The organism is Rhizobium sp. CB3171 (assembly GCF_029714265.1).
Classification (GTDB): Bacteria; Pseudomonadota; Alphaproteobacteria; order Rhizobiales; family Rhizobiaceae; genus Rhizobium.
Window position 1 is genome coordinate 2,708,877 of record NZ_CP121653.1, and the last position, 14,174, is coordinate 2,723,050.

Below are 14,174 nucleotides of genomic sequence, written 5' to 3' on the forward strand. Positions count from 1 at the left end.
CCATCAGACTGGACGACGCGCGAGTATCTCGCCTATTTTTACCCGGATACGAGGGATCGAAGGCGTCAGCGAAACAGTCGAACGCTGCTTAATCAACATGTGGCTCGCTCATCATGTCCTTGACCTGAAGCGATGGATTGCCGCGATGCCTTTGATTGGCACTGGACAGCTTCCGCCTCCTCAATACCCCGGGGAGTGCCGGATCAATCGGCTGATAGGCCGAGATGAACGATGTCTCCCCTCGACCAGCCTTCTGCAAGGCCCATCAGAAACTCCATCTCCCGTCTCAGCGTGACGGTCCGACTGACATCGCCTGCATGGTCGGTTTCGGCGCGCACGTGATAAAATTCACCGACCGCAATTCCGGCCGCTTTTCGTTTGTCTTCAAGTGCGGACTTCAAACCTGCAAGCTCCTCCCTGACAGCGAAGTAGCGCCGCATAACGGCGATCAAACGCAGGTCGTTTTCTGCTCCATTCATATTAGCGCCTTCCAAAATGCTTTCATTAGGAAGAAGCAGATTCGCTGTCTCCTGTCACGCCTCGACCGACGATGTCGAAATTGCATTTTCGCAATATGCAATATGGAGGGAATGTGGTCATGGCAAAGCGAGAACAGACGTCTTAGAAGACACCAAATCGCTCAAGCATCTTTCGAAGCCGCTGGTTCTGTTGACGGAGTTGTTGAGCCAGCAATGCTTTGAGGCGCGAATTTTCCATTTCAAGCACAGCCAGGTCATCGATCGGGGCTTCAAACTGAGTGGCAGCTGGTCGCTCGTCGTGTTCGTACGTCGTATGATCAGGATGATCTTGAGACCCATTTCGCGTATGCGCGTTAAGTCTCTTGGAGACCGCCGTTTGGGGGGACGCTTTTTCGAACGAGAGATGGAATTGCGAGGATCGTTATCGTGTTGCGATGCATCAATCTGCGCCGCTTCGTTCAATGAAGCGGCAACCTGAATTGGGTTACCGGTTTCACCGCGGTCGCGCTGAGCTTGCGGTCTTTGATCCACCCGCATTTCGCCATTCTGACCTGACGTCTCCAATCCCATTTTGACTTCGAACAGATGTGGCGCTTCTGTCTCGGCCTGACGCGCGAGTGCCTTAAGATCAGTGTTTCCCCAGATCGAATTGGGCCGTGTTGTCGACCGTCGGCGCTTCGACTTGACTTCGACAACGAAGTTTCGTTGCGGTGTTTTCATAGGTGTCCAATCATTAAGTGCGAACCAAGCTCACGAGGCGCCAAACCGCTCAAGCATCTTCCTGAGCTGAGCATTCTGTAGCTGAAGCTTTTGAGCTAGTTGGCGGCGCAGCGTTTTGATGTCCTCGTCAAGGCTTGCCACCTCATCGAAGAAAGGATCTCGGGACGATGAGGATTGCGCCAGCGGAACCTTGTGTGCGACGCCTGTGCTTTGCGCGACCGCGTCGACCCGGGCTTTCTTCGCGGGTGCTCGACGCTTGACCGGAGGCTTACTTTGCGGCTCTGTGCTTGCTCCGCTTTGCGGCGCCGAGGTGCCGACTTCGACCGCCGGGTAAGGAACGTCGACAGGCGTAGCTGTTCGAGCCTCTTCGGCATCAGTCGGTGGCTTCAACGCCTCCACGACAACGTCGGGATTACCTTGCGCCTCATTCGATGCCGCCGACACCTGATCGACCGGAGCATCCTTGTCGTAGTCCGCTGTGACGATCGCTTCCGGTGATGGAGACGGAAGCGTGGACATCTGGTCCTCTTCGATCTTGGGAGCCTCGGAATCGGTGTCATGCCCGACCAAACTCTCTTGCGCTTTCGCCAGTCGCCGCCGCGACGTCAAGTCGGCAAGGAATCTCCACGGTGTTTTCATAGCATTTCAACCTCGCGCAGACCGGACCGCGATCCTGCCGCCGTTGCTATACCCTCGTTGTTCGGCGGCACGATGAAACGTGCCCGCCGAATCTCCCCCATTGAAAATGGCGCAGTTAAGGGTCGTGGCCGTGACCGGCCCTTCCGCTTGTCGATCAACCAAGCCCAAGCCGCTTGCGCAGCTCGGCGTTTTCCTGGCGCAACTTTTCTGCCAGGATTTTGCGAAGCCTCTTGTTCTCTTCCTCGAGTTGAATGAGATCTTCCAACTCATCGATCGCGGGCGCAGACGTCACTGCCGTTTGCTCGACAGGCTTCGCTGTCTGCTTCCTTGGCGCGCCCTTGCCTGCGCGCGCGCCACCCGTGACTTTCGTCTCGGTTGATTTGCGTCTCCCTCCCCTGGACCGCCGTCGGTTTTCACCGAACTCGCGGCCGGCGACGGCGCGGTCACCGCCTCCGATGCGACGGGAGTCGCTTCGACAGCTGCCTTTGGACGCCGCGGTGCACGCTGCTTCTTTGCTTCCGCTTTTACCGGAACATCGGTCTCCGCAACCCCAGTGGTGGAGCCCACATTATTCTCGCCAGCCATCGGTCCTCTCCTCCATAGCCAAGTCTCTTTTCGACGGAGTGCAAGGCCGAGTCAATAAAGCTGTCGGTAATCACTAACAACACGGCGCCGGGAGACTGTTGCCGCTTCGCCGGATGCTCCGGACGGCTATGTGTCGCGCTTGGCGACCTGACGCTGATGGATATCTTCACTCTGCCGAAGCAGTGTCACCTTTGGCGTCGGTCCACTCTTCGTGCTGCCGACGGCTACCGATGATGCGCTGGGAAGCCGCAAATGGCGGGCAGGCACCGCCGGCGGCGAAGAGATACTAGATGCTCCTCTTGCCGGCATCGCGGTGTGCCGAGATGGTGATGCTTTCTGTCATCAAGAGAAAAGGTGTCGCCAATTCAGCCGCCCCTCCCGCGGTTTCCGATTGGCAGCTACTTCTAACGATCCAATGTCTGGCGCGGCGTCTCGCCGAAGGCTCTGACATACAGGGCGGAGAATCGACCCATGTGGGAAAAGCCCCAGCGCTTGGCGATGTCGGAGATCAGCACATCCCGCGACCTCCCCGATTTGAGCTCACACCTTACCCCATCAAGGCGTAGCTGGCGCAGATAGGCCATTGGCGTCATGTCCTTGAATTGCCGGAAAGCCGCCTGTAGCCCACGGACACTGACGCCAGCTTCACGGGCAATGTCCTCTATCGTCAGCGGAGACGCAATCTGCGCCATCATGAAGTCAATCGCTCGTTTAACGTGTCTAGGAACGGCCGAGGGCTGACGACGATTTAGCAAGGCGGAATATCGATGCGGGAACGATTCCAGCAGCGTCACCATGATTGTGCGAACAAGCATTTCATTGGAATGCGTTGCGATGAAATCATTCGCGTTCGTCACAAGGTCGGTCCACAGTAGCTTGCACATTGCCGCCAACTTGCGGCCCGGACCATTGCGGGTGTCGGCGGTTACCATCAACTCGATATCTTGCATGACGGGCGCGTCAATCATCTCGCTGAGTTGCTGCGTAAGCGCTTTGCGGCTAAATCCAATGCCGATATGGCTTCGATTGGGGCGGAACCGCAGAGAATTCGAATGCCCGAGGTCGCATGCGAAAATCGTCCCTGGAGCCAACAAATGTCGTTGTCCACGTATCTCGAACTCTAACGCTTCAGTCAGCGGAAGATACATAGCATACATATCCGGGGGGTCGGAGATACAGATCTCCATGTCGGGGGGACAATTGCCGGCCCAAATGCCGAATTCACCAATGGAAAAATGCTGGTCTGCGACAGAAATCGCTTTGCTACCAGCGATTGTGTTTACGAGTGCCGGTTTGAGGGTTTCGGCATAGTGCTTACGGAGTTCGTCGACGCCGGCTTCACTGACGTTGAAACGGGAAACCCTTTCTTGACCACCCACGCTTGCGTTCCTCCTTAATCGCAACACCGTTCGCGCTTCCACCTCCGCATAAAGAATTGCGGATCAACTTAGCGCGATGCAGCAATGGGACGCCTGGAGCGCCGCACAGAACTCCCTTCCCGGTTTTTATTCGAGAGGTGAACGGATCGCGGTGCAATTTTACTCTTCAATTAAAGCCAAATCAGCCGAGCGCCTTCCTCCAAGGCAATACCGCGGGACACCTTGGGTCTCGCCTAACAAGTGAGAGTATGACCAACCGGCTACTCGCAATCATCATAGCTCTTACAGGGCCATTCCTCTTATTGAGTAACGTTACATATGTAACGTTTACACAAATAAACGCTTGTATGTTCTGCTGTCAACGGTCTATTTCAAGACACTGTTACTTGGCCACGCATCCACGAAAGTTAAGAGTAATTTATGGTCGGAATCAGGGACATCGCAGCGCATTTGAACGTCTCCGTTGCAAGCGTCTCGCGCGCGCTTAACGGTCATCCATACGTTAACGAGGATCTGCGAACACGCGTGGTCGAATGCGCCCGGCTGCTTGGATATCAGCCAACTCAGTCCGGACGCAGCCTACGGCAGGGCCTATCGAGGACAGTTGGCTTTATGATCGAGACACATCCGAAACTTGCCGGACTCATAGACCAATTCCTCATGTCGATCTCTGACGGTGTTCAAAGTGTGATGCATCGTCATGCCCTCAATCTGGTCGTCCTTCCATGCAGCGCCGACGAGGATCCCGTGGACTTTGTCAGAGACGTTGTGGCGCGACGTTTTGTCGACGCGCTCATTCTCTCTGCCACACGGCCGAATGACAAACGCGTTGGAGTTTTGGCGCAGGCCGGCATGCCCTTTATAACCCTGGGGCGAACTGGGTCTCGCCCCGAGCACGCATGGATCGACCTCGATTTCGAGAATTTTGCGGAACAATCGGTCGATCGGCTTTATCGGTCCGGACACAAAAGAATTGCGGTGATGGTGCCCGTCGGCCCGTTGAATTTCGGGCGCATCACTTTGGAGGGCTACAAACACGCCTTGGCAGCGCGTGGCATGCCATTCGACCCGGCGCTTGTTGCTCATGTGATGCTCGATGAAGCCAGTGCATCAGCGGCCTGTGATACTTTCCTCAAGAATGCCGATCCGCCGACAGGTATAATCCTGATCAACGAGGCTTTGGCTTCGGGCGTCTATAGGCGCCTCGGAGAAGGCGGTCTGGAGCCTGGTCGGGATATCGCCATCATCAGCCTCGAGGATGGCCGCCTACGCACCCTCCCCTCACCGCTCACAAGGTTTCGATTTGACACCCGTGAGATTGGTATTGCATTGGGCGAGGCGCTTCTTTCTCGGATCCCCGCATTTGCCGAGCTCTATCCTGCAACCAAGGATCAGCAACTCTTCCAGTTTGAGATCGTTGAGGGAACAGGGGCCGAAGGTAAAACATCCGACCCTCCCGCCAAAACCGCGTCGTCGAGTTGAGGATGACCAGTATCACTCGACAGCGGTGTTATCTGTCACTTGGCACCTAATCGCAAAATCCTGTCTTAACGACATCAGTTAGTTAGCATTGAAGTAAACTTGAGAACTGGCATCGAAATTGAGAACGGCGCCGGGCCGTTTTCCATTTAAGCTGAGCTTCGACTGCGGCGTGCTTCATAGTCAAACACTTTGGAAGTGAGCCCCCAACTTCAAAGAAAACAGGATCTTATCGCCTGCGAGAGTGCATTGAGGCTTGGAAATCTGCCGTTACGATTCTCATATTTTGGTGTCAAACGTCGTTAGAACGGTCGCATTCTCATGATTAAGTGCCAAGCGACAGAAGCGCTCCTCTTCAACGGGCCGGCTAAAGAGGTACCCCTGAATCTCATTGCAACCACTATCAACGAGGAACCGAGCCTGCTCCTCCGTCTCAACACCTTCGGCGATCACCTCCAAATCCAGTTTCTGGGCTAGCGAGATGATTGCCGAGGTTATAGCCATATCGTCGGCGTCGTGCGGAATATCAGCGATAAATGACCGGTCAATCTTGAGGCGCGACAATGGAAATCTCTTAAGCGCACTGAGGCTCGAATAGCCTGTTCCGAAATCATCGACCGCGAGCTTTACTCCCAACTTCTCCAATTCGTGCATTCTAGCAATCGAGCTGGCGAGATCCTTCATGATCAGGCTCTCGGTAATCTCAAGCTCAAGCCATGTTGGATCGAGCCCGCTCTCGCTCAACGCGTTCGCCACAGTCTCCATCAAACACTTTTCCTGGAACTGTCTGGCGGAGACATTGACACTGATCCTAATTGGTTCGAGCCCCTTGTCCTGCCATGCCTTGGCCTGCCTACACGCCGTCTGGAGTACCCATTCGCCAATGGGCATGATTAGGCCCGTCTCTTCGGCAAGCGCAATAAAATCTCCGGGATAGACAAGACCCTCGCTCGGATGGTTCCAGCGGACCAACGCTTCGGCCCCAACGATTCTGCCTGTTTGGAGGTCCACCTGCGGCTGGTAGTGCAGCACAAACTCGTCGCGGAGAAGCGCTTGCCGGAGTTCGTCGGTCCGGGAGAGCTTCCTTCGGACGGTGGCGGTCATTTCCGGCGTGAATAAAGCGATTCCGTCCCGACCCAGCTCCTTCGCCCGATACATGGCCATATCCGCGAAAGCGAGCAAGTCTCCTGCAGTCTTGCCGTGGCTCGGATAACTGGCGACACCGATGCTACAGGTCACCCTGAGTTCGATATCGTTGAGTGCGATCGGGCGCGCAACCGCCTCTTTTATTGCAGACAATCGACCTAGGCAGCCGTTAAAATCCATTTGCTCAAGAATGATCACGAACTCGTCCCCCCCAATTCTAGCGAGAGACCCCTGGTCACTTGTCAGCTCGCAGATCCTGTCAGCGACAATCTTCAGCAGTTGATCGCCGACCGAGTGACCGAGGCTATCATTGACGAGCTTGAAATTGTCGAGATCAAGGAATGCCAGTGCGACTTCACTCCCTACGGAATCGGCTGTTTGCATCGCAAGGGTGAGTTGTCGATCTAGCAAGGCACGATTGGCCATCCCCGTCAGAGGATCATGATCAGCGAGAAACCCAATCCGAGCCTCCGCGCGATGGCGGCTGATTGCAATCCCGGCCATGTGCAAAGCAATCGAAACAAAATCGGAAAAACCAGGCTGATACCGTGTACCCTCAGACGAATAGAGAGCGAGGACACCTTCGACCTGGCCATCGACGTCGGAAATTGCCAAACAGTGGCACTGATGGTCAAGTTCAGAGATACCCGCCTGATCAAAGACGAGCTTGAGTGCCGCGGCGGTGGCTGTGAGGTCTGTGGGAATGGTACGAATGAATGTCGCATTGACACGCCTGCGATATTCCTCAGTCAAGCTAGGCGCAGCCGCCAGACGCAGCTCCCCTGTATCTGGCGCAATCGTCAGGAGCGCGGCGTGCACACCGTCTGCGAATCCCTCAATCATCCGGGCAAGTTCTTCGAGAAAATCGGAGAGGAGCATTCCGCGCGCTATCATTTCGAGCAGATAGGACTGAGAGCGCATCCGTCGTTCTGCCGATTTCTGCTCGGTGATGTCACGGGAAGCCCCGATAGTGCCCACGATTTTTCCGGATGCGTCTCGCAACGGGACACGCGTGATCATCAGCCATCGTTCCCGATCGCCGCGAAACGCCAACTCCTCGCTACCGAAATGGGGCTGCCCTGTCTCGGCCACATGGCGTTCAACATCGGCGGCTATTTGAACGATGTGGCTCGGCAGAAAGTCGAAATCGGTCCGCCCGACCAAATCCTTCAGATGGGACAGCCCGTTGTTGAAGACGACCGCTTGGTTCGCAAACAGAAAACGTCCTTCCAAATCCTTCGCATATATATAATCAGGGATCTGGTTGATCATGTTCTCCAGCCAACGCTGGCGTCCAGCCAAGTCAGCTTCGTGGCGAAAGTCCTCCGACGTTCTGCGCAACATGGCTGTGTTCGGAGCCAGCTCCGCCTCGGGGATCGAGACTGGCAGTTTGCCGTCAGCAATGGCGCCTTTAATCAAGGGAATTCCTCGGAATAGATGTGAAAGATCACTCTGCGTCAGCGAAGTTATCCTCGGGTGAACGTCGATTCACGACTGGGACGAAGCTGCGGTTATGGTGAACGAGTCCTTATTGGTGTGGTTTGGCGCGATGTCTGAGATCTCGAAGCGGCCAACCGGCAATAATCTACCTAGACTATGCTCTAAAAAAGCCCCGCCTATACGTGGTCGGCAGGGGGAGAAAATGGAAAGAAATCTGACGTTTAGAGCTGGCATACTAATCTGCATAGCTCGGGCGTCCAAGCACAATTATCGATTTGCAGCCTTCAGTAGCGCGGAAGTGTTTGGTCGCGCAGGGCGACCGGTCTGAGAATGAATTTGAAAGCTATGGACCTGCCTCGCGAGATTGCGGACGGCTCTGTTACTGCCGGCATTGCACATCCTAAAATGTCTTTTGGGCCCGGCTTGACTCCATTTGCTTCCCTCGCTCAAACCCGTTTGGGCGGCGCTTTTTTGGCAACCATATTCCCATACTTCCGCCCTTTATCCGGCTCAAAATGCTCCCAACCTGCTTGACATACCTTGGTCGACGATAATCTCACTTCCGCTCAAGGCGGCGGCCTTGTCCACCGTCGCCAACAGCGTAAAGCTTAATTGGACACGAGAACATCCATTTTGCGCGCCAACAGTCCATTTTGCGCATGGAAACCCTCATTCGTCGAGCGAACGGTGGAGTAGGCAAAGCGAAAACAGGATTTCGTTAAATGATTTCAGGCAAATAGATTATCTGGCCTGCTTTACTTTGGACGTCCCCAGAAGCGGCATTTCATCCCACCGCTCGAATGACTCGATCGGATCATTTCCCAGAATTCCCCACAGACAGGAGTTATGACGAGCTCCTGTACTTCATTCCGCGGGAGTATCGGATGAAACGTGCATTCCTTTCCTCAATAGGCTTCCTCGCCAGAACCTTTGCCTTGTTGCTGCTGGTCACGCGAGACCTTTTCGCTCTTTCGTGGAGAGGCGGCGTTGACCACCACGTTCAGCCCTTAGCGGCCAAATAGGTGCAGCGCGTTGATAGCAGTAACGAGAACCGCCTCAATCCGGAAAATCCGGAGAGTGCATGAGGCAAATAGAAAAATGTTAGAAAGGGATAGGCTTCGGCTTATCGTAGATCGATCGTATGAGTGGAAAGCACGCCAATACAGCTTATCCGGTCCAGAAGCGGTTTGACGTTCTGTCGAACGAACCGTGTGCCGAGGCGCAGAACGCCGACATATTGGTTCGGGCCAATGCCGTCGATAGCAACAAAACGCGCCAGATGTCGTACCTGTCAATCGCTAATCTGGCTTCCTGGTCATTCGACGTTGGAACCGGTGACCTTTGGTGGTCCAGCGAACTCGATCGGCTTCTCAATCAGTTTCCAGAGAAGGTTGATCGGCATCAAATGCGGGAGGCTGTAGGTGGAGCGCTGGCGCCCTGGCTACAAGCCATTGCCTTGCGCTCCGCTTCGTCGGACGGCGATCAATGGCAAGACCTAAAACTAAAGGTTGATGCACCCAACAGCCCCGGCAAAATCATCCAATTTCAATGCCATGCAGGAGCACGCCACCACCGCTCAATGATCCTCACAGGAATTGCATATGAATACGAACACGAACCTGACAGTATAGATCAGCGTGACCGGTTGTTTCGCGAAGCATTCGAATATGGACCATTCGGCGCGGCGCTGATCGATTCACACGGTCGCTATCTGAAAGTGAATGAAGCATTCGCGGGATTGCTGGGTTACACCCGTGAGGAGCTTTCCGGGCGTTACGCCCGTGAGGTCACACCGGCCGGCGATATCAGTATCAACCGCGAGGCCATGCAGGCGCTTTTGCAGGCGGGTAACGGACGGACGACAATCTCCAAACAATATTTCCATCGTGATGGGCATTTAATCGATACCCGAGTGGAAATGGCGACAATCTCAGGAGATATAACAAGACCTGATGAAACCTTGCGCTTTCTTGCCTTCGTGCAGGACCTCACAGAGCTCCGGAAAACGCAGGCCGAGCTATACACGTCTCAGATTCGCTCTGAACTCGCACTCGAAAGCGCGGAAATCGGCATATGGGAATGGAACGGCGAGGACAATACAGGTTTCTATTCACCCCGCACTTGCGAAATCCTCGACGTTGACCTGAAGGAGCTTTCCTCTGAGGAAAGCTGGTTTGCACGCATCCATCCAGAGGATCTTCAGAAGTACGTTGACACCCGCACGCAGCATTTGAACGGCAATACCCCTCAGCAAAAAGCGGAAATCCGTATTCGCCAACGAAATGGTTCATACAAGCGGGTTGAGGATCTCGGCAAAGTCGTCGATCGCGACGAGCATGGTCGGCCGTTGCGTGTGGTGGGAACATTGCTGGATATTCATGACCGCAAGGTCATGGAAGAAACATTGGCGCAGCAATCGCGCGAAATCGCTTCCCTCGCAGAACACTCTCCTGATGGGATGATTCGTTATGATTGCGAATTTCGCCGATTGCACGCCAATCCCGCAATGCGCCGCTTTCTAGGTGGAATTGATCCAAAAGAGGTCATCGGCCTGCCTGCAGCCGAAGGCGATATCACGGGCATTCCCGCTGATTATCTTGAGACGCTGCGATCTGTCCTGAGGACCGGCCAAGAGGCCGAACTGGAGACGAGCTACAAGTCAACCTCGGGATCTAACAACTGGCTGCACGCTCGCTTTACACCGGAAATCAATACCGACGGCAAGGTCTCGACCGTTCTGGTATTGATGCGCGACATTACGGAAGCCGTTTCGCACCGAGAAGATATACAGAAGCTCGCCTATTTCGACGCCCTCACGGGACTTCCCAATCGCGCCCGGTTCAACCGCGTGTTTGAAACCATACTTGCCGACGCTGAAGCCAAGAAGGAGCAATTCGCGCTCATCATACTGGATCTCGACAATTTCAAGGACGTGAACGATACGCTCGGCCATGCGGCAGGTGATCAGCTCCTCTGCGAGGTCGCCCGGCGTCTCTCGGCCGAGCTGCGGCATTCCGACAATTTTGCCCGCCTTGGCGGCGACGAGTTCGCGATTTTTCTGCAGGATGTAAGACGTCGCCAAGATGTAACAGAAATCACCAACCGGTTGTTGACGGCAATAGCCCGGCCTTTCCATTTTGACGGCCGCGATATGCTAGTGTCGGGCAGTCTAGGAATAGCATGCTACCCGGACGATGGCGCCTCCCCTCGCGATCTCTTTGCTCACGCCGACGCCGCCCTGTATGAGGCAAAAGCAAGAGGCAGGAACAATTTTCAGTATTACGATGAAGCATTTACCGTGCAGGCAAGACTGCGAGTGAAGCTCGGTAATGCCTTGCACACCGCATGTGCCAATAATGAGCTGGAACTCTATTATCAGCCAAAGGTGAACCTCTCGTCCGGCGAAATTATCGGTGCCGAGGCATTACTGCGCTGGTGGCATCCTGAGTTCGGACTCTTGATGCCCAATTCCTTCATCACCATCGCTGAGGAAAATGGGACGATAATCGAGATTGGCGACTGGGTTATTCGAGCAGCCGCGCAAACGGCTATCGACTGGAACTCCAAGCGCAGTAAGCCACTGAAAATCGCCATCAATTTTTCGCCTCGGCAATTTAAGCAGAACGACCTTGCAAAACAGATTGAACTCGCCTTGACGCAGACGGGTTGCCGAGCGGAATGGTTGGAATGTGAAATCACCGAAAGCTTGCTGCTTGATGACGAGGCCAGTGTCCAAGCGACTCTGGAAAAGCTGCGGACGATGGGGCTAAGTATTGCCATTGACGATTTTGGAACCGGCCATTCGGCGCTTGCTTATCTCAGTCGTTTTCCCATTGACGTTCTGAAGATTGATCGTTCTTTCGTCGCCCAAATGGCCAAAGATCATCGCAGCAGAGAGCTGATAAAAGCATTCACGTCGATCGCCGATGCGCTTGGAATGACCACCGTGGCCGAAGGCATCGAGACGAGTGGGCAAGCTGATAGTCTAAACGAATTCGGCTGCGAAATCGGGCAAGGCTATCTGTTCGGCAAGCCGGTTCCGCTCCAAGACTTCGCGAAGTATTTTGAGCACCGTTCACCTGCATGATCCGTAGGCTTTACAAGTCCATGTAAAGACTGGCGGCAATTTCTTTTGTCTCGGTGGAGGATCCCTTGTCGTCGCTTGCCCGACCTGAGAGATAGGTGACGTTTTGTACCGGAGACATGGGTGACACTTTTCGCTTTGCGGGAGGTGTTGATGCCGTGGAGAGAGACTTCGGTTATGGAGGAACGTCTTCGATTTGTCGCCCGTCTGCTTGAGGGCGAAGGCATGAGCGATGTGTGCCGTGCGTTCGGCATCTCGCGCAAGACCGGTTACAAGATCTTCAACCGTTACAAGGACGAGGGGTTGGAGGCACTGACGGATCGGTCACGTCGGCCGGTGCGCTATGCCAATCAGTTGCCCGAGCCGGTCGAGGCGATGATCGTGCGGCTCAAGAAGGACAAGCCGCATTGGGGTGCGCGTAAGATCCGCGAGTTATTGGTCAGGAAGCTTGCCGGCGATATACGTGTGCCCGCCAAAAGCACGGTGCATGCCATTCTCGACCGGCACGGGCTGGTCGCTCATGCCCGCAAGCGGCAACGCCATCGAGCCGAGGGAACGGCCTTATCCCAGGCGCTCATGCCGAACGATCTGTGGTGCGCCGACTTCAAGGGCGAGTTCAAACTTGGCAATGGCGGATACTGTTACCCGCTGACGGTGACCGACCAGGCCTCGCGTTTCCTTCTTGCCTGCGAAGCCTTTGAATCAACGCGCGAGCAGGGCGTGTTCGAGGCCTTCTGCCGGCTGTTTGCCGAGCGCGGCCTGCCGCTCGCCATCCGCAGCGACAACGGCTTGCCGTTTGCCTCGCCCAACGGCCTCTACAATCTGTCCAAGCTGTCCGTTTGGTGGCTGAGACTCGGCATCGTGCTCGAACGCATCAGGCCAGGCCATCCGCAAGACAACGGCCGGCACGAGCGTATGCACCTGACGCTGAAGAAAGAGGCTACCCGTCCGCCCGCCAGAAACATCCTGCAGCAGCAGGCCCGCTTCGATGCATTCGTCAGCGAATTCAATACCGAACGGCCGCACGAGGCACTGAACATGAGAACGCCGGGCCGCCTCGTCTCATCATCGAGATCCTATGAGGGCCTGCCGGAGATCAATTACCCCTTCCACGACAGGGATGCGCTCGTCACCAACTGCGGCCGCATCTGCATGCACCGCAAGAAGATCAATATCTCGACCGTTATGGCAGGACAAAAACTCGGCATCAAAGAAGTCGACGACGGCATTTGGCTCGTCAGCTTCATGCATTATGATCTGGGATATATCGACCTGGAACAGAGGACCTTGCAAACCATCGACAACCCGTTCGGCACGAGGTTGTCACCCATCTCTTAGGGACAAACTGTTACCTATCTCTTCGGTATGGACAGCTCGATGTAAGCTCTTGAAGAGGAATCGAACCAAGGACTACACTTTCCGTTGCTTCCAATCAGCACTCAAGTAGCTGAAACACAACGAAAGCTTAATCGATCCCTGCCGGCCCGGCGCCCCCACGCCGAGGTCCGTGGCAATGTCCCAGAGGCTATGGCCGGCACGGGTAACGGACCTCTTGTGCCTCTGGGTTTCCGTATGCTTGGAAAGTCGTTTCCCGCCGGAGAGCGGGAGGTTTTACTTGGTGAGGTCCGCGATGCGATTGAGTGCGCCGGCAAGGCCCTTCAGGGAGACGGCCAGCGCCAGCGGTTGGGCCGGGCTGGCGGCGGAGACGGTGACGTTGAGGGCCTTGCCGGCCCTGAGCTTTGCAATCGTGTCTGCCTCGAAGGTCAGCGGTACGAGGCAGCCTTGCGGCAGGCAGGTCGAGAACGGCAGAATATTGCCGAGCGCGGCATCGTCGATCTTCAACTGAGCGCCCTGGGGCAGCGCCAGCCCGAGCGGCAGCACCAGTGTGCCCCGGAACTTGCCGTCGGGGGCCTTGCCGATCTCGACCGCCAGGACGGTCTGCTTGGTCTGGTTGTTGGTTTGGACCTGTCTGACGAGGCAGGACGGAGCATTGGCCTGCATCTGGCACACGACGCCCCAATCATCGTAGGTCTCGACGAGCGAGCTGGCCCCGCCCGGGAGGGGCGCTGCAATCGCGGTACCGGCGACGAGAACGAGCGCCGCCGTCAGGCACGAACGTTTCAGCAAAAGAAAACGGAATGAAGTCATTCTAACAAGCCCTATGGTTTAGAGGCAAATCGCCTTTGAGCACGGTTTGGGGCCGCCAATGGTCCGGGATCGGCG

10 protein-coding genes are annotated in these 14,174 nt (G+C 55.5%); 3 read left to right on the forward strand and 7 right to left on the reverse strand.

Features of this window, described 5'->3' with window-relative positions:
- Positions 1–203: 203 nt before the first annotated feature.
- The 5 genes from QA648_RS31505 to QA648_RS31525 form a co-directional block, all read right to left on the reverse strand.
- Complete coding sequence (locus QA648_RS31505; RefSeq protein ID WP_283052898.1) at positions 204–479, reverse strand: hypothetical protein; 276 nt, start codon at positions 477–479, stop codon at positions 204–206.
- A 117-nt stretch (positions 480–596) separates the two neighbouring features.
- On the reverse strand, positions 597–1,199 hold the full coding sequence (locus QA648_RS31510; RefSeq protein WP_283052900.1) for a hypothetical protein: 603 nt from the start codon (positions 1,197–1,199) through the stop codon (positions 597–599).
- A gap of 30 nt (positions 1,200–1,229) precedes the next feature.
- Positions 1,230–1,718, reverse strand: a complete 489-nt coding sequence (locus QA648_RS31515) for a hypothetical protein (RefSeq protein WP_283052902.1) — start codon at positions 1,716–1,718, stop codon at positions 1,230–1,232.
- A gap of 274 nt (positions 1,719–1,992) precedes the next feature.
- Positions 1,993–2,130: a hypothetical protein gene (locus QA648_RS31520; protein WP_260304511.1), complete on the reverse strand. Its 138-nt coding sequence runs from the start codon at positions 2,128–2,130 to the stop codon at positions 1,993–1,995.
- 697 nt (positions 2,131–2,827) lie between these two features.
- Positions 2,828–3,802, reverse strand: coding sequence for an AraC family transcriptional regulator (locus QA648_RS31525; protein ID WP_260304512.1), 975 nt, complete (start codon positions 3,800–3,802; stop codon positions 2,828–2,830).
- Between the two features lie 612 nt (positions 3,803–4,414).
- Here QA648_RS31525 and QA648_RS31530 point away from each other — a divergent pair.
- Positions 4,415–5,284, forward strand: coding sequence for a substrate-binding domain-containing protein (locus QA648_RS31530; protein ID WP_260304514.1), 870 nt, complete (start codon positions 4,415–4,417; stop codon positions 5,282–5,284).
- Positions 5,285–5,560: 276 nt separating this feature from the next.
- On the opposite strand, the gene QA648_RS31535 is transcribed toward QA648_RS31530, so the two are convergent.
- Positions 5,561–7,771, reverse strand: a complete 2,211-nt coding sequence (locus QA648_RS31535; protein WP_283054320.1) for a GGDEF and EAL domain-containing protein — start codon at positions 7,769–7,771, stop codon at positions 5,561–5,563.
- A gap of 1,237 nt (positions 7,772–9,008) precedes the next feature.
- On the opposite strand from QA648_RS31535, the gene QA648_RS31540 reads away from it, so the two are divergent.
- Positions 9,009–11,954 carry an EAL domain-containing protein gene (locus QA648_RS31540; protein ID WP_283052906.1) on the forward strand — a complete coding sequence of 982 codons (2,946 nt, stop codon included), beginning with the start codon at positions 9,009–9,011 and terminating at the stop codon, positions 11,952–11,954.
- A 150-nt stretch (positions 11,955–12,104) separates the two neighbouring features.
- Entirely contained in the window at positions 12,105–13,289 is a 1,185-nt protein-coding gene (locus QA648_RS31545) for an IS481 family transposase (protein ID WP_283052908.1), read from the forward strand.
- Positions 13,290–13,562: 273 nt separating this feature from the next.
- On the opposite strand, the gene QA648_RS31550 is transcribed toward QA648_RS31545, so the two are convergent.
- Positions 13,563–14,099: an invasion associated locus B family protein gene (locus tag QA648_RS31550; RefSeq protein WP_260304518.1), complete on the reverse strand. Its 537-nt coding sequence runs from the start codon at positions 14,097–14,099 to the stop codon at positions 13,563–13,565.
- Between the last annotated feature and the right edge of the window lie 75 nt (positions 14,100–14,174).